The following is a 23,093-nucleotide window of genomic DNA, read 5'->3' as shown; positions in this document are numbered from 1 at the left end:
CGATGGGCGATCGTTGGTTCAGAGAAGCCTGCATCCGATGCCCGGCCCTACGGCCGGACCCCGCGCAGGCCCCACGCCTGCGCGAGATCATCGCCAACCTCCACGCCCGCGTCACCGAGGCCCAGCAACAGGGCTGGCTCGGCGAAATCGCGGGCCTGGAGGTGCACATCGCGGCAGCGAACGAGAAGCTCACCGCGATGAGTTGCCTCACCGCACGCCACGGCGCGGTCCACTTCGGCATGCCCGACTTCCGGGCCGCCACAGGTCGCCAGGGCTGACGACTCGCATCCGAGCCCCCCGAGGACCGCCGCCCTCGGGGGGGGTGAATCGTCGGTGGATCACAGGCTTCGCGAAGACTTGCTGGTTGCGAGTCGCCTTGGTCCAGTCGATGAGCTTCTGCATGACCAGCAGCAACGCTTTCAGCCCGATGACGAGGCCGGCCGCGCCGCCCGTCCTCCCAGGAGAGGAAGCTGTGATCTTTGCCCGGGCGGACGAGCTCAACGCCCACATCGCTCGGCTCCTCGCACGCTACGGGTAGGCTCGTAGGTATGGGAATTGACTGGGAGAACATACTCGGCGCAAGCGGTGACGGCCTCGACGATGCCTACAACAGGGCGGTCTCCGCGGCCATCCAGAGCGATGAGCCGGTGGAGGAGGACCATTGGCCACTCCCGGTCGGCGAAGAGCACGACGACACGGACGGCTTGCACTGAACTGAGCGGCACGCACGAAACGCCCCGGCAAGCCGGGGCGTTTCGCCGTCTCAGAGATCGTGTCAGGTCAGGGGTCAGCCAAGTGGCGGCCCTCGCAGGTGGCGGGCAGGCCGGAGGCGCGCCAGGCGTGGGCGTCGGCCTCCCGGCACGGGATGGGCGGTGGCGACCACGAGACGGGCGCCCCCGGCGGGCGTCCTCGGCGGTGCGGGGCGGGGTCAGAGGCCGACGTAGTTCTCGGCGAACCAGTCCTGCTGGGCGCGGGAGGTGCGCAGGGCTCCCAGGCGCGCGCGGCGCAGCCCCTCGTCGAAGGTCGACGGGCCGCCGTGCGGGGTGGGCACGGCGTGCAGCAGCCGGACCATCCAGTGCGAGAACTCCTGGGCCCGCCAGATGTACTCCAGGCAGCGGTCCGAGTAGCCGGCCAGGGCGCGGCCGTCACCGCGGGCGAGGTCGTCGACCAGGGCCTCGGCCAGCAGTTCCGCCTCCAGCACGGCGAGGTTGGCGCCCTTGGCGGCGGACGGGGTGATGAGGCTCGCGGCGTCACCGGCGAGCAGCAGCGCGCCATGGCGCAGCGGTTCGACGACGTCGCACTCCAGGTCGACGACGCTGCGCTGGACGATGCTCCCCCGGCGCAGCGGGCCGTGGTCGGCGGACCGCATCCGTGTGTCGAGCTCGTGCCAGATGTACTCCTCGCTCCACGCCTCGGGCGGGGTGCCGCGCTCGCACTGCAGGTAGTAGCGGGTGATCTCGGCAGTGCGGGCCATGTGGCCGGCGAAGCCGCGCTCGTGCACGGCGTAGCCGACGGCGTCCAGGCTGGGCGGCGCCTCGGCGAGCAGGCCCAGCCAGGACAGGCCGTGGTCGTGGTGGTGGACGACGGCGCCGGGCGGCAGCGAGCGGCGGGCGGCGCCGTGGCGGCCGTCGCAGCCGGCGACGTAGCGGGCCCGCCAGCGGACCGGGCGCCCGTCCGGTCCGCCGGCCTCGACGACGGGGCGCCCGCCCTCGGTGTCCAGCACCCGGTGGGCCTCGGTGGCGAAGTGCAGCCGGCCGCCGGCGTCCAGGTACGCGGAGAGCAGGTCCGCGACGAGGAACTGCTGCGGGTAGACGGTGTGGAGCTCGCCGCGGCCGAGGTGCCCGTAGTCGAGGCGGAAGCCGCCGTCGGCGGTGCGGAACTCGCAGGTGGCGTGGGGCCGGCCGCGGCGGTGCAGGCCGTCGGCGAGGCCGTGGCGGTCCAGGACGCGGACGGTGTTCGCGGCGAGGAACCCGGCCCGCGCGCGGGCGTGGAGGTGGGCGCGGTCGGCGCGTTCCAGGACGGCGCAGTCGATGCCGGCCCGGTGCAGCAGGTTGCCGAGGACGAGACCGGCCGGGCCCGCGCCGAGGATCACCACCTCGGCCGATTCGTCGCCCATGTCCACTCCCCTGTCGGCGTCCTGACGACCGGTCATCGTGTCGTCCATGGTAGCGAGGGGCGGGTGCCGGAGCCGGTGGCGGTCGCTCCCGGCGGTGCCCCCGGGGAACCGGCCGGCCGGGACGCGCCGCCCCCTGCCGCCGGTGCGGCAACCGGCGGCAGGGGGCGGGGCGGTCGGGACCGTCGGACCCGGTCAGGCGGTGGCCTCCGCAGCGGCGCGGCCGGCCGCGCGGCCGGAGAACAGGCAGCCGCCGAGGAAGGTGCCCTCCAGGGCGTTGTAGCCGTGCAGTCCGCCACCGCCGAACCCGGCGGCCTCGCCGACCGCGTAGAGCCCGGGCACCGGCGTGCCGTCGGCCGCGAGGGCGCGGGAGGAGAGGTCGGTCTGGATGCCGCCGAGCGTCTTGCGGGTGAGCACGTGCAGTTGGACGCCGATCAGCGGCCCCGCGGCCGGGTCGAGCAGCCGGTGCGGGGCGGCGGTGCGGCCCAGGCGGTCGCCCAGGTAGCGGCGGGAGTTGCGGATGCCCTGCACCTGGGCGTCCTTGGTGTAGGGGTTGGCGAGCTGACGGTCCCGGGCCTCGATCCGGCGGCGCATCGCCGCGGCGTCCAACAGTGGGGTGCCGGTCAGCGCGTTCATCTTCTCGACCAGTTCCTCCAGCGTCGCGGCGACGACGAAGTCCCGGCCGTGCCGCTTGAACGCCTCGACCGGGGCGGGCGCGCCCCTGCCGAGCAGGCGCTCGCGCACGAAGGCCTTGCGGTCGCCGGCGGTGATGTCGGGGTTCTGCTCGGAGCCGGAGAGGGCGAACTCCTTCTCGATGATCTTCTGGGTGAGCACGAACCAGGAGTGGTCGTGCCCGGCCAGCGCGGGGTCGGTCCGCAGGTGGCGCAGGGTGCCGAGGGTGTCGTAGCCGGGCAGGCAGGGCTCGGGCAGCCGGCGGCCGAGGGCGTCGAACCACATCGAGGAGGGGCCGGGCAGGATCCGGATGCCGTGGCCGGGCCAGACCGGGTCCCAGTTGTGCAGGCCCTCGGTGTAGTGCCACATCCGGTCGCCGTTGACCAACCGCGCCCCGGCCGCAGCGCTGATGCCGAGCATCCGCCCGTCGACATGGGCGGGGACGCCGGTGACCATGTGCCGGGGCGGGGTGCCCAGCCGGGCGGGCCAGTGGGCGCGGACCAGGTCGTGGTTGGCGCCGATGCCGCCGGAGGCGACCACGACGGCCTGGGCGGAGAGTTCGAAGTCGCCGGTCTCCTCGCGGCTGGAGGCGACGCCGCGCGCCGCGTCGTCGGCGGCCAGCACCCGGCCCCGCACTCCGGTCACCACGCCGTCGGTGACGACGAGTCCGTCGACCCGGTGGCGGTGGCGGAAGGTCAGCAGCCCGTCGGCGGCGGCCCGCCGGGCGGAGCGGGCGAAGGGCACGACCACGCCGGTGCCGGTGCCCCAGGCGACGTGGAAGCGGGGGACGGAGTTGCCGTGCCCGTCGGCGCGCAGGTCGCCGCGCTCGGCCCAGCCGACCGTGGGCAGGAAGCGCAGCCCGTGCCCAGCCAGCCAGGAGCGCTTCTCCCCCGCGGCGAACTCGACGTACGCCCGGGCCCAGCGCACCGCCCAGCTGTCCTCGTCCGCGTGGCGGTCGAACTGCGCGCTGCCCTGCCAGTCGCTCCAGGCGAGGTCGAGGGAGTCCTTGACGCGCATCCGGCGCTGTTCGGGCGAGTCGACGAGGAACAGGCCGCCGAAGGACCACCAGGCCTGGCCGCCGAGGTTGGCGGCGTTCTCCTGGTCGACCAGGATCACCCGGCGCCCCCGGGAGGTGAGTTCGTGGGCGGCGGTGAGTCCGGCCAGGCCGGCTCCGACGATGATGACGTCAGTGTCCATGGGTTTTCCTCGGGGAAGGGCCGTCACGGGACCGCACGGAGGGGGGAGGGGGCGGTGGGCGCGCGGTCCGCGGAGTCGGCGGCCGGCCGGGCGCGCGTCGGTGCCCTGGTGTCGCTCCGGATCGGGAGGTGACCGAAACAGTACAGTGTTCGGTTTTTTGCGACAAGGGTGGGCGCGGCACGCTTGCCCGCGCCGCGGGCTCGCCCGGGGGACCCTCGGCGGTCGCATACACTCCCCCCGTGGCCAACCGCAGCTCGACGCCCAAGGGACGGGCGCAGCGTGAACGCGCCCTGGCGGCGGCCTTCGAGGTGTTCGCCCGCGAGGGCGAGCGCGGCACGTCGCTGCGCGCCATCGCCCGGGAGAGCGGCATGAGCCTGACCGGGCTGATGCACCACTTCACCTCCAAGGACGAACTGCTCACCGAGCTGCTGCGCGCCACCGACGAGTCGGCGGCAGTGCGCTGGGACGCGTCGGCCGGCGCCGGTGACCCCGGTGAGTTCATGGCGCGGGTCATGGAGACCAACGCCGCGAACCCGGCGTGGGTGCGACTGTACGTCCACCTCGCGGCATCCTCGCTCGATCCCGGGCATCCGGCGCACGCGTACTTCCGGGAGCGGTTCGAGCGGTTCCGCGCGGCGGTGCGCGGCCACCTGGTGGCGCGGCAGGCGGACGGTTCGGCGGATCCGGGCCTGGACCCGGACTTCACGGCCGCCGCGTTCCTGGCGCTCGTCGAGGGCGCGCAGCTGCAGGGGCTGAACGACCCGTCGGTGGACGTGCCCGGGCTGGTCCGGCGGGGCTGGCGGGCGCTGCTGGCCGGCCCGGTCGGCTGACCGGGCGCTCTCGCTCCGCCGGGGCGTCCAGCAGGACGCGGGCGAGGCGGCCGATGTCGCCGGCCATGTCGATGCGGGGGCCGAGCAGCCACTGGAGCTGCGGTCCGTCGGTCGCGGCGATCAGGATCCGGGCCGCCCAGGCGGCCTCGGCCGCGCGGTCCGCGTCCGGGGGCACGGTGTCCGGCCGGGCGGGGTCCGGCCGGGTGGTGTCCGGCCGGGTGGCGGCGTGCTCGACGAGCCTGTCGGGGAGGCGCCGGCGGAGGCCCTCGTAGCGCCGCTCGAAGCAGTCGTGGGCCGGGTGGTCCGGCCATGGCCGGCCTCCCCTTCGCCACCACCCTGGCCGACAGCGACGCCCGGCTCCTGGCCGCCGCCCGCCAGGTGCCCCTGTGGCGAAGTCCGCCGCCTTCGGCCTCGGCGTCACCCGCGAGCACATCGCCGCCCTGGTCACGGAGGTCGCGGAACGCCGGAAGCGGTAGCGGCGGGCCCCGCCCCGGCGGGCGTGGCGTGCGGCCGGGGCGGGGGCCGGTGCCGGGACGGGCCCTGTTCCCCCCTCACCGCACCCGGCGTCAGTTCCCCGGCCGGTCCTTGGCCTGCGGGGGCCTGCGGGGGTCCGACAGGACGGACACGCACATGAGGCCGGCGGCGGTCGGCCGGCACCTTCGCGGCGCCGCCCGTGACCTACGCCACCGGGCGGGCAGCAGGGGCCGCCGGATCCGGGCCCACGAGGAGCGAGGTGACGGTACACCGGCCGGGGGCGGATGCGGCCCCGGTACCCCGGGCGCCGCCGACCGGTGGACCGCTCCCCTTCAACCGGCCTTCCCCGGACGTTCCGGTCCTCCGTGTACCCCTGGAGCCGGAAGGACCGCGCCGCCCCTCGTCCCGGCGCGGGCCGCTCCCGCCCCCGTCCATCCACCGCACGTCAGCTCAGGTACCTCCATGCACACCCATACCGCCCCCGTCGACGGCTTCCACTACGGCTGGATCAACCCCGTCCTCTCCTACGTCGTCGCCTGCACCGGAGCCGCGCTCGGCCTCCGCTGCACCGTCCGCGCCCTGGACCTGCCGCCGCGCCGGCGGCTCGGCTGGCTGCTGCTCGGTGCCGCCGAGATCGGCTGCGGCATCTGGACGATGCACTTCCTCGCGATGCTCGGCTTCACCGTCACCGGCTCGGCCATCCTCTACAACGTGCCGCTGACGCTGTGCAGCCTGCTGCTCGCGATCGCGGTCTGCGGCCTCGGCATCCTCTACGTCGGCTACCGGCCGCGCGGCCTGTCCACCCTGCTGGTCGGCGGCACGGTGATGGGACTGGGTGTCGCCGCCATGCACTACCTGGGCATGGCGGCGATGCATGTCCAGGGCCGGGTGTCCTACGACACGGCCGTCGTGGCCGCCTCCATCGCGATCGCCGTGGCCGCCTCCACCGCCGCGCTGTGGATGACGCTGAACATCACCGGTCTGCTCGCCTCCCTGGGCGCGGCGCTGATCGCCGGGGTCGCGGTGGTCGCCATGCACTACACCGGCATGGCCGCGGTCTCGGTCGTGCTCGACGGCCGCACCCCGGCCGGCGGTCTCCCGGCCTCACAGTTCATCACCCCGCTCGCGGTGGCGGTCCTCGTCCTGCTCGCACTCGGCGGGATCGCCCTGATGCTGTCGCCGCAGGACTCCTCGCTGTCGGGCCGGGCCGCCGCCGCCCGGCCGGAGCCGGTGCGGGTGCCGCTGTTCGAACGGCGGGGGTGATCCGGCACCGGACGAGCCGGACGGCCCGGCGCGGGAACCCACCGCGCCGGGCCGTCCCGTCACCCGGGGAGTACCGGACGCCGGTGCGCTCCCGGGCTACGGGCGGGCGGCCGGGCAGTCGCCGTCCGTGGCGGGGAGGACGCCGTCCAGCAGGTAGCGGTCGACGACGGCGTCCACGCAGGTGTCGCGCGGCGCGAACAGGCCCGCGTAGACGGTGTGGCGGAAGGCTCCGCGCAGGGTCACCAGCCGCGAGCCGGTCAGGGCCCGGTGGGCGGAGAGCTGGCCGGGGTAGGTGGCGGCCGGGTCGCCGTCGGCGCCGACCAGCAGGACCGGGACGTCGTTGCGCACCCGGGTGGGCGGCTCGGCCGGGTCCGCGGGCCAGAAGGTGCAAGGGGTGAGGTTGCGGGTGAGCGGGCCGAACAGCGGCTCGTCGCCGCGGTGGGCCCGGATGTCGCGGTAGTAGTCGAGCGGATCGCGCGAGGCGGCGCGGTCCGCGCACATGACCGCAGTCTGCACGGCGGCGTAGCCACCGGTGTCCGGGGAGGCCAGGCCGGTCAGCACCGCCTCCAGCAGCGCGGTCGGCTGCGCCGGCCGGCCCTCGGCCGCGTCCGCCAGGACCCGCACCAGGGCGGCGAACTCCTCGTACGCGGCGGCGTCGTCACCGGCCGACACGGTCCACAGCACCTGCGGCAGGAGGCGGGCGTCGACCCGGTGGGTGCCGACCGCCAGCGGGGCGCGCTCGGTGGCCAGCCGCACCCGCTCGACCGAGGCCAGGACCCCGGCGGTCGTACCGCCCAGGTGGTGGCGGTCGTCGTGGCCGGCCGCCCAGGCGGCCCAGGCGGTGAGCGCGGCCGCCATCGCGGGCCCCTGGGTGGCGGTCAGGTCGGGACCGAAGCGGTCCGGGTCCATGGCGGCGTCGAACACCGCCCGCCCGACGTGCCCGGGGAACAGCTGGAGGTAGACCTCGCCGAGGTAGCTGCCGTAGGACGAGCCGAGATAGGCGATCCTCTGCTCGCCGAGGACGGCGCGCACCAGGTCCATGTCCCGCGCGGTGTTGCGGGTGGAGGCGTGCGGCAGCAGGTCGCGGTACGGGGCGCAGCGGGTCGCGAGGTCCTTGGCGACCTCGGCGGCCCGGTCGAAGCCCAGCCGGTCGGGGCCGGCCGAGCCGGGGCCGGCCGTGGGCCAGCCGCAGTCGAGGGGGGTGCTGGCGCCGACGAAGCGCGGATCCATGCCGACGATGTCGTAGCGGGCGCCGAGGGCGGGGGCGGCCTGCCGCAGGGCGAGGCTCAGCCCGCGGGCGGGGACGCCGGGGCCGCCGGGGTTGTGGAACAGGGTGCCCAGGCGGTGGGCGGGGTCGGTGGCGGGCAGCCGGGAGAGGGCGATGCCGAGGGTCGGTCCGCCGGGCCGGCGGTAGTCGAGGGGGACGGTGATCTCGGTGCAGCGGGCGCCCGCCGCGTCGAGTTCGGCGCCGGCGGCGTCGTCCGGGCCGCTCGCGCAGGCGTGCCAGCGCGGCTGCTGGCCGCGCAGCGCGGCGAGCGGGTCCGCGGCGGCGGTCGCGGCCGGCGCGGTGAGAACGGTCAGGGCCAGTGCCGCCGCAGCGGCGGCCGGCTTCGCGGCGCGGATCACGGTGTTTCCCCTCGGGTGCCTCGGTGGGCCGTCGGGGCGACCGTAGGGGGCCCGGCGGCGGGCCGCATCCGCCGCCGGTAGCGCACTCCCCCGCCGAAGTGCCCCTTCCCTGCTACGACTTCAGGACCACCCGCCGCCGGGAACGACACGCCGCGTACCGCCGGCCGGAGGTGGTTTCCAGACGAACGGCCTAGCTGTGGGCGCGGTTCTTCGCGGATCCGCACGTCCTCGGTGAGGGTGTAGCAGCACCGGAGATCCCCCCCCCCGCACGGAAGGCAGCAGGACGTGACCTCGCAGAACATCAAAGAGTTCAGGGAAAAGGTCGAGAATCTCTACAACGACGAGGAAAGCGACTTCCGGAAGAAGTTCGACGCGGCGATCCAGGGTCTGACGCCGCCCACGGTGTACCCGGACTCCGACGTCTACAAGGACTGGCGGGGGGCGACCGGGGAGACCCTGGCGGACTTCTTCGTCGAATGGTACGACTGGGGCTGGAAGCAGCCCATTTCCGACGGGCTGCAGTACATCCGCCGGTTCAGCTGGATCAGCTACGAGAACGCCGCCGGACTCGCGTTCGTGACCAGCGAGTCAGGGCGGGAGGTCCTGGCCGACTTCACCCAGCTGCAGGGCCGGCAGATGGACTCCCCGGATTCCGGGAAACTGGTCGAGCAGTGGATCGCCGAACTCGGCCCGAAGCGGATGGCCGACTTCGCGAAGGGCGACTGGTCGACCCTCAACAAGTTCTTCATCAGGGAGCTGAAGCCCAAGGCCCGGACGATCGACGCCCCCGGGGACCCCAGCGTCGTGACCGCCCCGACCGACTGCATCATCAACATGATCGTCGACAATCTGGCGCCCGACACGCCGCTGCCGATCAAGGCGGCCGTGACCATGAGCGTCGGCCGGCTGCTGGACGGCTCCGAGTACGCCGAGAGGTTCATCGGCGGCACGGCCGTGTCGTGCATCCTCATGCCCGACACCTACCACCGCTACCACGCCCCGGTCGGCGGCCAGGTGGTCGAGTCCCGCGACGACATCGGCGGCGTCTACTACGGGATCCGGGACTTCCCCGACCTGCTCAACAAGGGGAACGTCGGCTACGGGTACGACTACAGCCTGTTCGAGGACTTCCGCCGCGGATACGTCATCATCGAGACGCCGTACCTCGATCACCTCGGGAACCCGGACGGCAAGGGCTACGTCGCCCTGGTGCCCGTCGGCCTCAACTCGATCGGCTCCGTGACGTTCCGCGAGCCGTTCCGCGGGATCACCAAGGACTCGCCCCCGGTCCAGGTGACGAAGGGCGACGAGATCGGCTACTTCCAGTACGGCGGGTCACTGAACATCCTGCTCTTCGAGGCGGGCCGGTTCCCCGCGCTGCAGCTGCTCCTGGGCCAGCGGATCGGGGTCCTCCAGGAGGTCGCGCACACCGAGCGCCACTTCGAGCGCTACGTCCGCCCGCTGCCCGGGCGCATCACGCCGGCCTCCTGACCCCCTCCCGAAACGGAAGACGACCCATGCCCCGTCAGCCCGTCTACTCGATCCCGGCGAACGCCGCCAACACCCAGACGATCCACTTCTCCCCCGACCCCGCCAAGAAGGAGGAGGAAGGACTCCCGAGGACCGCCCGGACCTATGCCGGGTACGCGGACGTCGACGGCCCGGGAGCGGCGAAGAGCCACCTGTTCCACTGGTTCTTCGAGAGCCAGACCTGCGATCCCAACCTCGACCCGGGCAAGCAGAAGGAGCTGATCGAGCAGACGCCCCTGCTGATCTGGCTCAACGGCGGGCCCGGTGCCTCCTCGCTCGCGGGACTGTTCCTGGAGAACGGCCCGCTGCGCATCGCCGACGACGCCGCCGGGACCATCTCGGTCAGCCCCGACAGCTGGAACCAGGAGGCCCACGTCCTCTACTGGGACCAGCCCGTCGGCGCCGGATACAGCTACTGCGAGACCAAGGACACCTACGTCCAGGACGAGGAGACCCTCAGCCAGATGTTCTGGCTGGCGCTGCAGCAGTTCTTCGACACCTACCCGGAGTACCTGGCCTGTCCCCTGTACGTCTGCGGGGAGAGCTACGCCGGCAAGTACGTGCCGTACATCGCCAAGAGGATCCACGAGCAGAACGGCAGCCGCACCGGCAAGCACCTCAACCTGCGCGGGATCGCCGTGGGCAACGGCTGGATCAAACCGGAGCTCTCGATCCGCGTCATGATCGACTACGCCTACGCCTCCGGGTTCCTCGGCCTGAACCAGAAGGCCGCCCTGGGCTTCGCCTACGCCGAGTTCCAGGAGGTCCTCCGGGCCGGACACCTGAGGAAGGCCACCGATCTCGGCAACGGCCTGGTCAACGCCGTGCTGGCGCTCGGGGGCGGCTTCGACGTCTACGACGTGCGGCGCTGGGAGGACGTGTCCTGGGGCGCGCTGCCCGTCTACCTCGGCACCGACGCCGTCAAGGAGGCCCTGCACGCCAAGCACCCGTGGCAGTTCGCGGACAACTCCGGTCCGGTGGCCGAGGCACTGAAGGCCGACATCATGGCGGACGCCTCACCGCTGTACGCCGACCTCATCCGGGCGGCGGAGAACTACAAGGTCCTGCTCTACACCGGGGACTTCGACACCGCCTGCGGCTACCAGAGCACCGAGGAGATCCTCGCCGAGATCATGAAGGACGGCTGGGGCAACGCCAAGCGGTTGGTCTGGAAGCAGGCGCAGGGGCACCCGAAGGGCTTCGTGCGGACGCTGAAGAACGTCACCCAGGTCGCCGTGCCCGACTCCGGGCACGAGGTGCCGTACTACCAGCCGCAGATCTCCCGGGACATGCTCTACAACTGGCTCTTCGACCGCCCCTTCCACGGCCAGGACCCGGCGGGCGCGGCCCAGGACATCCTGCGCAAGGCGCAGGAGGACGCGGAGAAGGAGACGGCGTGAGCCAGCACCTCAAGCGGACGAAGGAAACGGACGACCTGACGAAGGCCACGGCCGTCCTGAGGGAGGGATTCGTCTGCGTCGTCGCCCATGTCGACACCGCGACGACCGCGCCCAAGTGCGTCCCGATGGTCTACGCGTACCACGAGGAGGGCGAGGAGAAGCTCCTCTACCTGCACGGCTCCACCGCCTGGCCGGACACCACGCCGCCCTCGCTGAAGCACCTCCTGAGGGACGGCGGGGTTCCGGTCTGCCTGACCGTCACCCTCGTCGACGCCCTGGTCGTCGGGCGCGCGGCGATCAGCACCTCGCTCGGCTACCGCTCGGTGGTGGTGGACGGGATCGCCCGGAAGGTCGGCGCGAAGGACCGGGCCAAGGCGATCGAGGCGATCGGCCACCAGGTCTTCCCCGGCCGCTGGAGCGAACTGCGGCCGCTCAAGGACGGCAAGGGCGGCGAACTGGACACCGACGGGAAGCACACCCCGACCACCGGCGTCCTCTCCGTCAGCCTCACCCGGGACGCCACGGTGCGGGCCAAGACGCACGCCCCCGACGGGCCGGAGCACGAGGGCCAGGAGGACCTCGACTGGGACGGCGGCAGGGCCTGGGGCGGCATCCTCCCGATCCGCCAGGTCTACGGGCCGGCCCGGCCGGACCAGCACGTCAAGCCGGGCACCGCCGTCCCCGACTCCGTCCGGAGGCTCGTCGAGCACGGCCGGAGCGGGTAGCGCGCCGACGCCACGTCCTGCGGGCCCGGGAGAGCCGCTCGCAGGACGTGGCGGTCAGCGCGCCGCCGGGGCCGGGCTACGACCCGGCGGCGGGAGCCCGGTCGTTGCGGCCCTCCAGGACGACCGCCGGCTCCAGCGGGGAGGCGATCTCCTGGCCCTTGCTGCGCGAGGCCCAGTCGCGGATGCCGATCAGGACCATGATGAAGAAGATCCCGTAGACGATGCCGGAGAAGTACAGCTCGGAGTGGATCGCGAGCGGCACGCCGACCAGGTCGACGGCCAGCCAGACGAACCAGAACTCCACGTACCGGCGGGCCTGGGTGTACATCGCCAGGATCGAGCCGACGAAGATCCAGGCGTCGGCGAGGACCATCCACCAGGGCGCGCCCGGGTAGAACGAGGCGTCGTTCGCCTTGAGCAGGGCGGCGAACGCGAAGGTGCCGACGGCCATCACGGCGCCGAGGACCGCCCGCTCCCGCCAGGAGGCCCAGCGGACGTTGATCGTGCCCTCCTGCTGTCTGCTGCGCCGCCAGGTGGCCCAGCCCCAGGAGGCCGAGACGATGATCACGATCTGCCGGGCGGCGTTGCCGCCGAGGTGGACGTTCAGGCTCGCGATGAGCAGCAGGACCGAGCCGAGGATCTGCACCGGCCAGGCGACGAGCGACCGCCGCAGCGCGAGCCAGACGGTCGCGAGCGCCAGGATGTTGCCGAGGAAGTCGGACCAGTAGACGGGGATGCCGAAGAAGCTGAACTGATCGTTCAACCATTCGAGTGCGCTCATGACCTACACCTTTGTTTGCTGGGGGAACAAGCCTGGGTGTGAGCTGCGGCCCGGGACGGGCCGATCGGGAAGGCGCGGAGCACGGTGGTGGGGGCAGGACCGTGCGCGGCGGCCTCAGGGAGCGGTGGGGGTGCCGCGGTGGGCGGCGAGCGCGTCGTCGCGGACGCGCCGCCCGCGCTCGGAGGCGAGGATCTCCTCGGAGCGCAGGACGTCCTCCCGCACGGCCCGCACCAGGGCCGAGGGAGAGGGGAACGTGACGGTGGCGCGGATCCGTTCGGCGAACCAGACGGTGACCCGCTCGCCGTAGACGTCCTCCGCCAGGTCGTGGCAGTACGCCTCGACGTGGACGTCGGCGGTGTCGCAGAAGGTCGGGTTCGACCCGACGCTGATCGTGGCGGGGTGGACCGCACCGGTGCGGTGGCGGACCAGCCAGCCGCTGTACACCGCGGCCGGCGGGACCGGGGAGTCCGGGCCGGCCGCGATGTTGGCGGTGGGGAACCCGAGCCCGTGGCCCCGGCCGGCGCCGTGCACCACCGTGCCGGTGAGGTGCGGGCGGGCGGCCGGGAGCCCGGGCAGGGGGTCCTCAGGCATGGGGCAGCAGCTCGCGGAACTGGCTGGTGTGGAAGACCAGCGGCTCCACGCCGGCGAACAGTTCGACGCTCAGCAGTTCCAGGAGCACGATCTCGTGGTCGCCGCCGTCGTAGGTCGCACCCACCCTGGCCGTCAGCCACAGCGCGGCGTCCTCGACGAGGACGGCGCCCTCGGGCGTCGCCGTCCACGCGACGCCGTCGAAGCGGTTGGCCTCGCGGGAGGCCAGGCGCCGGCAGAGCGCGCCCTGGCCGTGGCTGAGCACGCTCAGTCCCAGGACCTCCGCCTGCGCCAGGCGCGGCCACGTGGTGGACGTGCGGGCGACGCTGACGGCGACCATGGGCGGCTGCAGGGAGATCGACACGAAGGAGCTCGCGGCGAACCCGACCGGCTCGCCCCCGCGCAGCGCGCCGATCGCGACCACGCCGGTCGGGTAGGCCCCGAACGCCTGCCGGAGGGTGGCCGCGTCCAGCTCGGCCGGGGTGGACGCTGCGGCCTGGTCATGGGCAAGGGTGGCCATGGTCATCGACATCCTCTCCTCGCGGGTGCTGTTCTCAGTGCCGGTACTGTGCCGCCGGGTGGCTGGCCGGCAGCGCGCGGTCGTCCGCCCCGGTGAGCCGCTCGCGCAGGCTCTCGCCCTCCGTGTACTCGCCGCGGAAGACGCCGCGCTTGCGCAGGACCGGCAGCACCGACTCGACGAACTCGACGGTCGAGGCGGGCTGGACCGCCGGGGAGAGCAGGAACCCGTCGAGGTCGGCGCCCTCGGCGAGGGCGCAGATCTCGTCGGCGATCTCCTCGGCGGTGCCGACCACCGGCCGGGCGCCGACGCCGTGGGTGTGCCAGTCGGCGAGCACGTCGCCGACGGTCTTGCCGGCGAAGCGGGCCACCTGGGTCTGCGACATCTCGGTGGACAGCTCCGTCATGGGGGTGTCCGGCGCGTAGGAGGAGAGGTCGAGCCCGGTGAACATGGCGTAGCTGGCGACGGTGACCTCGGGCCGCTGGGCGTCCAGGATCCGCCGGTAGCGGCGCTCGGCGTCGGAGGTGCTGGCGCCGACGACGCAGGAGAACGCCGACATGACCTTCACCTCGTCGGCCCGGCGGCCCGCCCTGACCGCCTCCTCGCGGATGGAGGCGGTGTGCCCGGCGAGCTGCTCGACGGAACCGCTGCCCACGAACATGCACTCGCCGTGGCGGCCGCCGACCCGGCGCCCGGCGGGCGAGGCCCCGGCCTGGAAGAGGACCGGCGTGCCCTGCGGGGAGCGCGCGGTGTTGCCGTAGCCCTGGGAGCGGAAGAACGGGCCCTCGTGGCTGACCAGGTGCACCTTGGCGGGGTCGGCGAAGCGGCCGTCCTTGTCCTTCTCCAGCGCGTCCGGCTCCCAGGCGCCCTCCCAGTACTTGTAGACGAGGTCGAGGAAGTCCTCGGCCATCCGGTAACGGTCGTCGTGGGCCACCATCTCCATGCCGAACGCCTTGACCGCGGTGTCGGCGGTGCCCGTCGTCACGATGTTCCAGCCGATCCGGCCGCCGGAGAGCTGGTCCAGGGTGGCCATCCGGCGGGCGAACGCGTAGGGCGGCTCGACCAGGACGGAACCGGTCATCACCAGGCCCAGGTGGGTGGTCGTCGACAGCAGCGCGGACGCCACCACCACCGGGTCGAGGCGCGGCAGGTCGAGGGTCTCCTCGGTGGCGATCGGCGGGCGGGTGCCGTCGATCTCCGACCAGCCCCAGGCGTCGGCCAGGAAGAGGAAGTCCAGCTTGGCGTCCTCGCAGATCGCGGCGAGCTCGCGCCAGTACCCCAGGGTGTCGAAGAGGTGCCGCCGGCTGTCGGGGTGGCGCCAGGTGGCGGTGCCGCTCGCGTTGGTCTGGGCGTTCTCGAACAGGCCGATCTTGAGGTTCTTCATGGGTGGTTCTCCGGTGTGCTGGTGAGGGACCCGTGGGGGGTGGGTGTCAGGAGGCGGAGGGAAGGATGGGGGTGTCGAGCTGGGACGCGTAGGGCATGGAGGACTGCGCGCCGAGGCCGGTGACGGCGTGCGAAGCGGCGCGCACGGCGCGCCCGACGGCGGCCGGCAGCGGGGTGCCGCGGCCGAGGGAGTCGGCGAGGGCGCCGCAGAAGGTGTCGCCGGCGCCGACGGTGTCGACCGCCTCCACGCGCGGTGCGGGGACGTGGGTGACGCCGCCGGGGCTGTGGGCCTCCCTGAGGAGGGCGCCGTCGGCCCCGAGGGTCACCACGACCGCCCGGCACGGGAGCACGGCGCGCTCCAGCAGCTCCCGCGCCTCGCGCGGGCCTGCGGGCCGGGCGGCCCCCAGCAGGGAGGCGAGTTCGCCGAGGTTGGGGACCAGGACGTCGACCGCCGCCAGCACCCCCGGGTCGACCGGGCGGGCCGGGGCGGGGTTGAACACGACGGTCCCGCCCTGCTCACGGGCCCGCAGGACCGCCAGGTCGACCACCTCGGGGGCGATCTCGTTCTGCACGAGGAGGACCTCGCCGGGCTCGCGGACCAGCCGTGCGGGGAGGTCCTCAGCGGTGAGGGCGGCGTTGGCGCCCGGGTTCACCACGATGGTGTTCTCGCCCGCGCCGTCGACGACCACCGCGGCGAGGCCGGTCGGGTGCCGCTCGTCCGACCGCACCGCGCCGACGTCGACGCCCTCGGCGGCGAGCGCGGTCAGCAGGGGGGCCGCGTCCGCGCCGACCCGGGCCACCAGGCGCACCCGCGAGCCGAGCCGGGCGGCCGCGACCGCCTGGTTGGCGCCCTTGCCGCCGGCGCCCTCGGCGAAGTGCCGCGCGAGCACGGTCTCGCCGGGGTGCGGCAGTCCCTCGACGCTCAGCACGAGGTCGCGGTTCACCGAACCGACGACGGTGATGGACGGCATTGACGCTCCTTGGGGAATCCTTGGGAGATCGATTTCCGACATGCTGTACCAGCACCCCCCAACCGTCAAGTAGCCTCCTCGTGAAAAGACCGCCCCGATGTCGTGGCCCCCATCACCGCCCATCCGAAGGACACCCCACGTGACAGCGCCCCGACTCCTCGACGTGGCCGAGGCCGCCGGCGTCTCCCGTGCGACGGCCTCACGGGTCCTCGCCGGCACGCCGCGCAACGTCGACCCGGAGCTCGCCCGCCGGGTCGAGGAAGCCGCCCACCGGCTCGGCTACCAGGCCAACCACTCCGCGCGGGCCCTGCGCACCGGCACCACCGGCACCGTCGGCGTGGTCGTCCCCACGCTCGCCAACCCGTACTTCGTCCAGCTCGCCGACGCCATCGCGCAGCAGGTCCGGGCCGCCGGCGGCACCCTCATGGTCTCCGACGCGGCGAACGACCCCGCGATCGAGGCCGAGCAGATCGAGACCCTGCTCGGCGGCCGGGTCGACGGCCTGTTCGTCGTCCCCGTCTCGGCCGGGGAGTCCGGGCCCGCCATCCACCACGCCGCCGCCCGCCGCCCCGTGGTGCTGTTCGACCGGTGGGCCGAGGGGTCGGGCACGGTCGCCGTCACCCTCGACAACGCGGCCGCCGTCCGACTGCTCGTCGAGCACCTGGAACAGACGGGCCGTCACCGGATCGCGCTGGTCGCCGCGGACCAGGCCTCCTCCTCGGGCGCGGAACGCCTCGCGGCCTTCACCGAACTGCAGGGCGACGGCGCCACCACCGTGCTGCTGCCCAACTTCACCACCGACGCCGGGCGGACGGCGGGGCGGCGCATCGTCGAACAGCGCGACCGGATCGACGCCGTGGTCTGCGGCGCGGACGTCCTCGCCGTCGGCCTGGTGAGCACCCTGCACCGCTCCTCGGTCGCGGTGCCCGGGGAGGTCGCCGTCACCGGCTTCGACGACACCGAGATACTCGAACTCTTCGACCCGCCGATCACCTCGATCCGGCACCCGCTCTCCGCCATGGCCGAACGCGCGCTGACCCTGCTTCAGGCGCCGAGCCGCGAACGCGCCGAGCGGGTGGAGCGCTTCCGGCCCCAGCTCGTCGTCCGCGCCTCCACCGACACCGGCGCCTGACCATCCGTCACCTCGCCCGCCCCGCCCGGGCCGCCGCCCGCGCCGGGCGGGTTCCCGGCGGCGCCGAGGACCCCCTCCGGACCGGGCGGGCGGCGAGCGGACCACGGGACGCACGCGTTCCGCACCCTCCGGAGGGCCGGGACACGAATCAGCCGTGACGCAGGTCACACGGGAGGCCCGTCACATTCCGGCGGTGTTCCCGGTCAAGGAGGTGAATCCCCACGACACGAGGAGCACACCATGGACGCCCGTCTCGACTACTTCGGCAACGGCGTCGGGGCCAAGGTCCTGCGCCACATCAACTCGGCCGGCAAGGTCCTCTCGGACACCGGGCTGCCGCACGCGACGCAGGAGCTGGTGAAGATCCGCGCGAGCCAGATCAACGGCTGCGGCTTCTGCACCGACATGCACACCAAGGACGCCGCGCACGCGGGCGAGAGCGCCCTGCGGCTCAACCTGGTGGCGGTCTGGCGGGAGGCCACCGTGTTCACCGAGGCGGAGCGCGCCGCCCTGGAGCTGACCGAGCAGGGCACCCGGATCGCGGACGCCGCCGGCGGCGTCACCGACGAGGCCTGGGAGAACGCCGCCAAGCACTACGACGAGGACCAGCTGGCGGCACTGGTCTCGCTGATCGCCGTGATCAACACGTACAACCGGATCAACGTCATCACCCGGCAGCCCGCCGGGTCCTACCAGCCCGGCCAGTTCGGCTGAGCCGGCCCCCGGACACCGGCCGCGGCCGGTGTCCGGCGCCCCCGGCAGCCGCACCCGTTGGCCGCCGCGCGCCGGGAGCGGGTGGACCGCGCCGAGCACCGGCGGCTCCTGGAGGTGTTCGCCGGCGCCGCGCGGACCGGCGACCTGGCGGTGCTGGAGGAACTGCTCGCGGCCGGCGTCGTCAGCCGCACCGACGGCGGGGGGATCCGCGGCGCCTCCCGGATCCCGGTGGCCGGCCGCGCCGTGGTGGCGAGGTACCTGGCGGCCTTCGCGCCGCGCTTCTGGCCGGGGACGGACCTGCGGTGGGTGCAGGCCAACGGATGTCCCGCCGCGCTCGTCTCCGCCGGCGGCGCCGCCGTGGCCCTGCAGTGCCTGGACGTCTCCGCGGCGGGGATCGAGGGGATCATGTGGGTGATGAACCCGGCCAAGCTGACGCCCTTCGTGGCCTCCCTGGACGGCTGAGCCCGGCGACACCACCCGGTTCACCCCGGCCGCTGTCACGGATCCGGGCGGTGCGCTGTCCTACTGGTGCGGGCGGGGCAGTCCGCAGCGGAACGGTCTCAGAGAGGATCCCCCATGAAGGTCGTCGTGATCGGCGGTACCGGACTCATCGGCTCGAAGCTGGTCGCCAGGCTGCGGGAGCAGGGCCACGAGGCGGTGCCGGCCGCGCCGGGCACCGGGGTCGACACCCTGACGGGCGAGGGACTGGCCGAGGTCCTCCGGGGCGCCCCGGTGGTGGTCGACGTGTCGAACTCGCCCTCGTTCGAGGACGGGCCCGTGATGGAGTTCTTCCGCACCTCGACCGCCAATCTGCTCAAGGCCGCGGCGGACGCCGGGGTGACCCACGTGGTGGCGCTCTCGGTGGTCGGCACCGACCGGCTCCAGGAGAGCGGCTACTTCCGGGCCAAGCAGGCCCAGGAGGACCTGGTCAAGGACTCCGGGCTGCCCTGCTCGATCGTCCGCGCCACCCAGTTCTTCGAGTTCGCGAAGGGCATCGTGGCGGCGGCGACCGAGGGGGACACCGTGCGGCTGCCCGCCGCGAGGATCCGGCCGGTCGGCTCCGACGACGTGGCCGCCGCCGTGGCCCGTACGGCCGTCGGTGCCCCCGTCGACGGGGTGGTGGAGGTGGCCGGCCCCGAGGTCTTCGGGCTGGACGAGCTGGCCCGCACGGTGCTGGCGGGGACGGACGACCCGCGCACGGTCGTGACGGACCCGCGGGCCCGCTACTTCGGCGCCGGGCTGGCGGAGACCACGCTGCTGCCCGGCCCGGGCGCGCAGCTCGCCGAGGCGCGGTTCGCCGACTGGCTGGCGCAGCAGGCCTGAGCCGGCCCGGGGCGGCCCGCACGGTGCGTGCGGGCCGCCCCGCCGGGTCAGCGGGGCGCCGGCGCGACGGTGACCGGCGAGGAGCCGCCGGGGACCAGCAGCCGCGGTTCGCCGGTGCCGTCCGCCGGGACGGACCAGAGGTCGGATCCCTTGCCCTGCCGGGCCGGGAGGGCGTAGGCGAGGGTGGCGCCGTCCAGCCAGGCCGCCTGGTCGTCGACGCTGTGCGGCTCGGCCGTCGGGTGCTCCCGCAGGTCCGCCAGGTCGAGGACGTACAGCCGCCAGGGGGCGGCCGGGTCGTCCGAGACCTTCTTCTTGAAGGCGATCCGGGTGCCGTCCGGGGAGAGCGAGGGGCACTCGACGTTCTCCCGCAGGGTGCGGGCCGACCACGCGCCGAGGTCGCCCTCGACCAGGTGGGTGCGGCCGCCGGTCGCCACGGTGGCGTAGAAGCGGTTGTCGTCGGCGGCGAAGGTGACGCCCCAGTAGTTGACGTCGGCGGCGTGGTGCCGGGCGCCGCCGAGGGTCAGCGGGATCTCCTCGATCGACTTGACCAGGTAGCCGGTGCGCAGGTCCAGGATCGACGTGCGGGTGGAGAAGCCGCTCGCCGCGTAGGAGTCGCCGACCGCGAAGGTGGTCCAGGAGAGCACCTGTCCGGAGGGCGACACCCGGGCCCGGTTGGGGATGCCCGGCACGGTCACCGTCCGCAGTTCGGTGAACGCCCGGTCGTAGACCACGGCCTGGGTGCGGGCCGGGGTGCCGGGCAGCGCCCGCAGGCACAGGGCCCGCTCCCCCGCCGCGTAGAAGCGTTCGCAGGACGGCCCGTCCGGGGCGCCCGGGGTGCGGGCGACCCGGCCGGTGGCGCCGTCGCGGTAGTAGAGGCCGGGCTCGTCCAGGGTGAACGAGGCCTCCGCCGCGACGAGCCGGTGCCCGCCGCCGCGCTCGCGGGCGTGCAGGACGTAGCCGACCGAGCCTCCCAGCAGGACGAGCACGGCGAGGACCAGCACGGTCGAGCGCGCCCTGACGAGCGCGGGCGGGGTCATGTGTCGTTCCTTCCGGGGAGGATCCTCCAGGCGGCGGCGAGGGCCGCGGCCAGGGCGAGGGCGGCCGTGAGCAGGGCCGGACGCGGCCCCCACCACGTCCAGGCGACGCCGAACCCGGCCGCCCCGACCAGCCGGGCCAGGGCCTGCCCGGTCTGCAGCACCGCGAGCCCGCCCGCCCGGCCGCCGGCCGGGAGCACCGGCCCGGCCAGCGCCATCAGCACGCCGTCGGTGGCGGCGTAGAAGACGCCCAGCAGGACGAGCACCAGCACGGCGGTGAGCGGGCCGAGGGGGGCCAGCAGGGTGAGGTAGGCCGCGAGCAGCGCGCCGTGGCCGAGGAGGAACGGGGTGCGGCGGCCGGTCCGGTCCGCGATCCGGCCGGCCGGGACGGCGAGCAGCAGGTAGCAGGCGGCCGCGCCGAGCGGCAGCAGCGGGAAGAGCACGGGCGAGAGGTCCAGGCCGCGCTGGAGGAGCAGGTAGAGGAAGGAGTCGCCGATGGTCGCGGCCCCCAGCAGCGCGGCGGCCACGGTCACCCGGCGGAAGACGGGGTCGCGCAGCGCCCGGTGCTCCGGCCGGGCGGGCCTCGGCGCGGCGGCCCGCACCGATGCCCCGGCCGGCCTCGGCGCGGCGGCCCGGACCGAGCCGCGCGGGGCCGCCCCGGACGGGACGAAGAGCACCAGCACCAGGACGCCGAGCAGCCCGGTGGCGAAGCTGACCACGAAGACGGCGTCGTACGCGTCCGCCGTCGCCCACAGCACCGCGAAGGCGACCAGCGGCCCGAGCAGCGCCCCCGTGGTGTCCATCGCCCGGTGCACGCCGAACGCCCGGCCGAGCGCCTCCGGCGGTGCGCTGAGCGTGATCATCGCGTCCCTCGGGGCGGTCCGCACGCCCTTGCCGAGCCGGTCGGCGGCCAGCGCGGCGGCGATCCCGCCGGCCGCGCCGCCGGCCAGCAGCAGCCCGAGCCGGGAGAGCGCCGACAGCAGGTAGCCCGCCCCGGCGACGGTCCGGTGGCGGCCCCCGCCCCGGTCGGCGAGCCGGCCGCCCAGCAGCCGGACCAGCGCGGTGGCGCCGTTGAACAGCCCGTCGAGGAAGCCGAACTGGAGGGGTGAGAGGCCGAGGCCCAGCACCAGGTAGAGCGGCAGCACGGCGGTGACCATCTCCGAGGAGACGTCGGTGACCAGGCTGACCGCCCCGAGCGCGACGACCGTGCCGGGGACGCGCCGCCCCGCCCCGGCAGGGCGGGGCGGCGCGTCCGGGCGGCCGGTGGTGGCCAGGTACATCATCAGTGGCAGCCGTAGGTCGGGCTGGTGTCCTTGACCTGGCCGTCCGTCCCGACGTAGCTCCAGCCGTAGCCGGAGTCGGTGAAGTCCAGCTTCAGCACGCCGTAGTCACCGCTGATCCGCTTCTGGCTGTTGGGCTGGACCTGCTCGATCGGGTAGGGCTCGGCGCCGCCCATCCCGCCGACGATCTCCACGATGCCGTCCGCGGTCGCCCTGCCGTCCGGGTCCTGCGGGGCGAACCGCTCGTAGTGGTGGTCGTGCCCGTTGAGCACCAGGTCGGCGCCGGCGGCGTAGAGGATCCGCCACACCGGCCGGGAGACCGGGTCGTTGCCGTGGCCGCCCGAGGAGTACAGCGGGTGGTGCCAGTAGGCGGCGACGCACTTCTTCGTGTTGGCCGCCAGGTCGGCCTTCAGCCAGTCGGTCTGGGCGCTCTGGTCGAAGGCGTTGGAGTCCAGCGCGACGAAGTGCCAGTTGCCCTCGTCGAAGCTGTACCAGCTCTTGCCCTGCGGGTAGGCGATGCTGCCGAAGTACGCCTTGTAGCCGGCCAGCGATCCGGCCGGGTCGTAGGTCTCGTGGTTGCCCGGCACCGGGTGGGTCTTCGCCTTGAACGCGCCCCAGCTCTTGTCGTAGTAGTTCTTGAAGTCCGCCAACCTGGCGTCGTCGTACTGGTTGTCACCCATCGTCAGGTAGAAGCGCGGGTTGATCCGCTGGGCCAGCGCGGCGGTCTTCGGGTGGGCGCAGCCACTGTCGGAGGCGGTGCACTGCGCGGCGATGTCACCGGCCGCGACCACCGTGAACGCCCCGCCGGAGGGCCCGGTGGGCGAGGGGCCGGTGGGCGAGGGCCCGGTCGGCGAAGGGCCGGCGTCCGGGGTGCCGTACACCTCCAGCTCGTACAGCGAGTACCCGTACGCGGTGGCCCGCGCCGTTCCGTACATCCGGACGTAGCGGCCCTTCCCGGCCAGGCCGGTCCAGTCGTCCGTCCCGCCGTTGCCGGCCTTCTCCTCCGCGATCGCCGTCCAGGTCACCCCGTCCGCCGACACCTCCAGCCGGTACGCCTTGGCGTACGCGGCCTCCCAGCTGAGCTTCACCCGCGAGACGGTGGCGCCCGCCCCGAGGTCCACCCGCAGCCACTGCGGATCCTTTCCCTCCTCGCTCGCCCACCGCGTGGTGGAGCTTCCGTCGAACGCCTTGGCCGCCGCGTAGGACGACCCCTCCGTGGAGGAGGCCGTGGCGGCCTTCCCCCGCGAGAGCAGCGGATCGGCCGCCGCTCCCGCCCGCCCGGACCAGCCGAGCACCAGGCCGCCGATCAGCACGAGAACCGCGGCGAACACTCCGACATGAACAGGCCTTACCGAGACACCAGGACGCATCCTCGGACTCCCTGACCTCAGAGACGGTGAGAGCTGCACACCGGCGCACACCACGCACATGCCCACCGGCGAGGGGAGCGTAGTAGAAAGTAAAGTTTCCTGACAATAGTGCCTTCGCGCCGAACTCCCGTCCGACGGCGGGCTCCGCTCCCCCCGGCCCCCTCGCTCGA

The 23,093-nt window shown here is 73.9% G+C and carries 21 protein-coding genes and 1 pseudogene; 11 read left to right on the top strand and 11 right to left on the bottom strand.

Annotated elements, in window-relative coordinates; translation table 11 throughout:
• Positions 1-2: 2 nt before the first annotated feature.
• Positions 3-278 carry a hypothetical protein gene (locus tag ACF1AK_RS04525; RefSeq protein ID WP_391497256.1) on the top strand — a complete coding sequence of 92 codons (276 nt, stop codon included), beginning with the start codon at positions 3-5 and terminating at the stop codon, positions 276-278.
• Positions 279-548: 270 nt separating this feature from the next.
• On the top strand, positions 549-713 hold the full coding sequence (locus ACF1AK_RS04520) for a hypothetical protein (protein WP_391497255.1): 165 nt from the start codon (positions 549-551) through the stop codon (positions 711-713).
• Between the two features lie 215 nt (positions 714-928).
• Here the strand turns inward: ACF1AK_RS04520 and ACF1AK_RS04515 are convergent, their stop codons facing one another.
• Entirely contained in the window at positions 929-2,152 is a 1,224-nt protein-coding gene (locus ACF1AK_RS04515) for a 4-hydroxybenzoate 3-monooxygenase (RefSeq protein ID WP_391497254.1), read from the bottom strand.
• Between the two features lie 156 nt (positions 2,153-2,308).
• The gene (locus tag ACF1AK_RS04510; RefSeq protein WP_391497253.1) at positions 2,309-3,982 is read right to left on the bottom strand and encodes an FAD-binding dehydrogenase; all 1,674 of its coding nucleotides are present in this window, start codon (positions 3,980-3,982) and stop codon (positions 2,309-2,311) included.
• A gap of 239 nt (positions 3,983-4,221) precedes the next feature.
• Here ACF1AK_RS04510 and ACF1AK_RS04505 point away from each other — a divergent pair, with 239 nt between their 5' ends.
• Positions 4,222-4,812 (top strand): TetR/AcrR family transcriptional regulator, encoded by a 591-nt coding sequence (locus tag ACF1AK_RS04505; RefSeq protein WP_391497252.1) that lies wholly within the window; start codon positions 4,222-4,224, stop codon positions 4,810-4,812.
• A gap of 936 nt (positions 4,813-5,748) precedes the next feature.
• A complete protein-coding gene (locus tag ACF1AK_RS04500; protein WP_391497251.1) occupies positions 5,749-6,549 on the top strand; it encodes an MHYT domain-containing protein in 801 nt (266 codons plus the stop codon).
• Between the two features lie 96 nt (positions 6,550-6,645).
• On the opposite strand, the gene ACF1AK_RS04495 is transcribed toward ACF1AK_RS04500, so the two are convergent.
• On the bottom strand, positions 6,646-8,175 hold the full coding sequence (locus tag ACF1AK_RS04495; RefSeq protein ID WP_391497250.1) for an alpha/beta hydrolase: 1,530 nt from the start codon (positions 8,173-8,175) through the stop codon (positions 6,646-6,648).
• A gap of 285 nt (positions 8,176-8,460) precedes the next feature.
• Here ACF1AK_RS04495 and ACF1AK_RS04490 point away from each other — a divergent pair, with 285 nt between their 5' ends.
• Genes ACF1AK_RS04490 through ACF1AK_RS04480 form a run of 3 tightly spaced genes read left to right on the top strand, consistent with a single transcriptional unit; the run spans position 8,461 to position 11,830 of the window.
• Complete coding sequence (locus ACF1AK_RS04490; protein WP_391497249.1) at positions 8,461-9,666, top strand: phosphatidylserine decarboxylase; 1,206 nt, start codon at positions 8,461-8,463, stop codon at positions 9,664-9,666.
• A 26-nt stretch (positions 9,667-9,692) separates the two neighbouring features.
• Positions 9,693-11,105 (top strand): hypothetical protein, encoded by a 1,413-nt coding sequence (locus ACF1AK_RS04485; RefSeq protein ID WP_391497248.1) that lies wholly within the window; start codon positions 9,693-9,695, stop codon positions 11,103-11,105.
• Complete coding sequence (locus tag ACF1AK_RS04480; RefSeq protein WP_391497247.1) at positions 11,102-11,830, top strand: pyridoxamine 5'-phosphate oxidase family protein; 729 nt, start codon at positions 11,102-11,104, stop codon at positions 11,828-11,830. Before ACF1AK_RS04485 ends, ACF1AK_RS04480 begins: the two co-directional genes overlap by 4 nt.
• A 76-nt stretch (positions 11,831-11,906) precedes the next feature.
• Here ACF1AK_RS04480 and ACF1AK_RS04475 read toward each other — a convergent pair whose 3' ends face one another.
• The 5 genes from ACF1AK_RS04475 to ACF1AK_RS04455 all read right to left on the bottom strand — a co-directional run bounded on the left by ACF1AK_RS04475 (position 11,907) and on the right by ACF1AK_RS04455 (position 16,070).
• Positions 11,907-12,611, bottom strand: a complete 705-nt coding sequence (locus tag ACF1AK_RS04475) for a nicotinamide riboside transporter PnuC (protein WP_391497246.1) — start codon at positions 12,609-12,611, stop codon at positions 11,907-11,909.
• A 114-nt stretch (positions 12,612-12,725) separates the two neighbouring features.
• A complete protein-coding gene (locus ACF1AK_RS04470) occupies positions 12,726-13,202 on the bottom strand; it encodes a riboflavin kinase (RefSeq protein WP_391497245.1) in 477 nt (158 codons plus the stop codon).
• The gene (locus tag ACF1AK_RS04465) at positions 13,195-13,725 is read right to left on the bottom strand and encodes a flavin reductase family protein (protein WP_391497244.1); all 531 of its coding nucleotides are present in this window, start codon (positions 13,723-13,725) and stop codon (positions 13,195-13,197) included. The genes ACF1AK_RS04470 and ACF1AK_RS04465 overlap by 8 nt, the downstream gene beginning before the upstream one ends.
• A gap of 28 nt (positions 13,726-13,753) precedes the next feature.
• Positions 13,754-15,100, bottom strand: coding sequence for an NtaA/DmoA family FMN-dependent monooxygenase (locus ACF1AK_RS04460; protein ID WP_391497243.1), 1,347 nt, complete (start codon positions 15,098-15,100; stop codon positions 13,754-13,756).
• Between the two features lie 46 nt (positions 15,101-15,146).
• Entirely contained in the window at positions 15,147-16,070 is a 924-nt protein-coding gene (locus tag ACF1AK_RS04455; RefSeq protein WP_391497242.1) for a ribokinase, read from the bottom strand.
• 139 nt (positions 16,071-16,209) lie between these two features.
• Here ACF1AK_RS04455 and ACF1AK_RS04450 point away from each other — a divergent pair, with 139 nt between their 5' ends.
• From ACF1AK_RS04450 to ACF1AK_RS04435, 4 genes and pseudogenes are all read left to right on the top strand, one after another.
• Positions 16,210-17,202, top strand: coding sequence for a LacI family DNA-binding transcriptional regulator (locus ACF1AK_RS04450; RefSeq protein ID WP_391497241.1), 993 nt, complete (start codon positions 16,210-16,212; stop codon positions 17,200-17,202).
• Positions 17,203-17,442: 240 nt separating this feature from the next.
• The gene (locus tag ACF1AK_RS04445) at positions 17,443-17,916 is read left to right on the top strand and encodes a carboxymuconolactone decarboxylase family protein (protein ID WP_391497240.1); all 474 of its coding nucleotides are present in this window, start codon (positions 17,443-17,445) and stop codon (positions 17,914-17,916) included.
• A 57-nt stretch (positions 17,917-17,973) separates the two neighbouring features.
• Positions 17,974-18,378 (top strand): annotated as a pseudogene (locus ACF1AK_RS04440) (RNA polymerase subunit sigma-24); the annotation flags it as partial.
• A gap of 114 nt (positions 18,379-18,492) precedes the next feature.
• Positions 18,493-19,239, top strand: coding sequence for an SDR family oxidoreductase (locus tag ACF1AK_RS04435; protein ID WP_391497239.1), 747 nt, complete (start codon positions 18,493-18,495; stop codon positions 19,237-19,239).
• Between the two features lie 47 nt (positions 19,240-19,286).
• Here ACF1AK_RS04435 and ACF1AK_RS04430 read toward each other — a convergent pair whose 3' ends face one another.
• From ACF1AK_RS04430 to ACF1AK_RS04420, 3 genes are read right to left on the bottom strand one after another with little or no spacing between them, the layout of a single operon-like run.
• On the bottom strand, positions 19,287-20,276 hold the full coding sequence (locus tag ACF1AK_RS04430; RefSeq protein ID WP_391497238.1) for a hypothetical protein: 990 nt from the start codon (positions 20,274-20,276) through the stop codon (positions 19,287-19,289).
• Positions 20,273-21,553, bottom strand: coding sequence for an MFS transporter (locus ACF1AK_RS04425; protein WP_391497357.1), 1,281 nt, complete (start codon positions 21,551-21,553; stop codon positions 20,273-20,275). Before ACF1AK_RS04425 ends, ACF1AK_RS04430 begins: the two co-directional genes overlap by 4 nt.
• A 2-nt stretch (positions 21,554-21,555) precedes the next feature.
• A complete protein-coding gene (locus ACF1AK_RS04420) occupies positions 21,556-22,884 on the bottom strand; it encodes a discoidin domain-containing protein (RefSeq protein WP_391497237.1) in 1,329 nt (442 codons plus the stop codon).
• Positions 22,885-23,093: the final 209 nt, after the last annotated feature.

The organism is Kitasatospora sp. NPDC015120 (genome assembly GCF_043080305.1).
Classification (GTDB): Bacteria; Actinomycetota; Actinomycetes; order Streptomycetales; family Streptomycetaceae; genus Kitasatospora.
The sequence above is the reverse complement of the archived record's forward strand: the minus strand, read 5'-3'. Positions and strand labels throughout refer to the sequence as shown.

Excerpts from the sequence above, each read along its gene's own strand:
- ACF1AK_RS04525 (WP_391497256.1), top strand. The coding sequence starts at position 3 with ATGGGCGATCGTTGGTTCAGAGAAGCCTGCATCCGATGCCCGGCCCTA.
- ACF1AK_RS04520 (WP_391497255.1), top strand. The coding sequence starts at position 549 with ATGGGAATTGACTGGGAGAACATACTCGGCGCAAGCGGTGACGGCCTC.
- ACF1AK_RS04515 (WP_391497254.1), bottom strand. The coding sequence starts at position 2,152 with ATGACCGGTCGTCAGGACGCCGACAGGGGAGTGGACATGGGCGACGAA.
- ACF1AK_RS04510 (WP_391497253.1), bottom strand. The coding sequence starts at position 3,982 with ATGGACACTGACGTCATCATCGTCGGAGCCGGCCTGGCCGGACTCACC.
- ACF1AK_RS04500 (WP_391497251.1), top strand. The coding sequence starts at position 5,749 with ATGCACACCCATACCGCCCCCGTCGACGGCTTCCACTACGGCTGGATC.
- ACF1AK_RS04485 (WP_391497248.1), top strand. The coding sequence starts at position 9,693 with ATGCCCCGTCAGCCCGTCTACTCGATCCCGGCGAACGCCGCCAACACC.
- ACF1AK_RS04475 (WP_391497246.1), bottom strand. The coding sequence starts at position 12,611 with ATGAGCGCACTCGAATGGTTGAACGATCAGTTCAGCTTCTTCGGCATC.
- ACF1AK_RS04470 (WP_391497245.1), bottom strand. The coding sequence starts at position 13,202 with ATGCCTGAGGACCCCCTGCCCGGGCTCCCGGCCGCCCGCCCGCACCTC.
- ACF1AK_RS04465 (WP_391497244.1), bottom strand. The coding sequence starts at position 13,725 with ATGACCATGGCCACCCTTGCCCATGACCAGGCCGCAGCGTCCACCCCG.
- ACF1AK_RS04460 (WP_391497243.1), bottom strand. The coding sequence starts at position 15,100 with ATGAAGAACCTCAAGATCGGCCTGTTCGAGAACGCCCAGACCAACGCG.
- ACF1AK_RS04455 (WP_391497242.1), bottom strand. The coding sequence starts at position 16,070 with ATGCCGTCCATCACCGTCGTCGGTTCGGTGAACCGCGACCTCGTGCTG.
- ACF1AK_RS04445 (WP_391497240.1), top strand. The coding sequence starts at position 17,443 with ATGGACGCCCGTCTCGACTACTTCGGCAACGGCGTCGGGGCCAAGGTC.
- ACF1AK_RS04435 (WP_391497239.1), top strand. The coding sequence starts at position 18,493 with ATGAAGGTCGTCGTGATCGGCGGTACCGGACTCATCGGCTCGAAGCTG.
- ACF1AK_RS04430 (WP_391497238.1), bottom strand. The coding sequence starts at position 20,276 with ATGACCCCGCCCGCGCTCGTCAGGGCGCGCTCGACCGTGCTGGTCCTC.
- ACF1AK_RS04425 (WP_391497357.1), bottom strand. The coding sequence starts at position 21,553 with ATGTACCTGGCCACCACCGGCCGCCCGGACGCGCCGCCCCGCCCTGCC.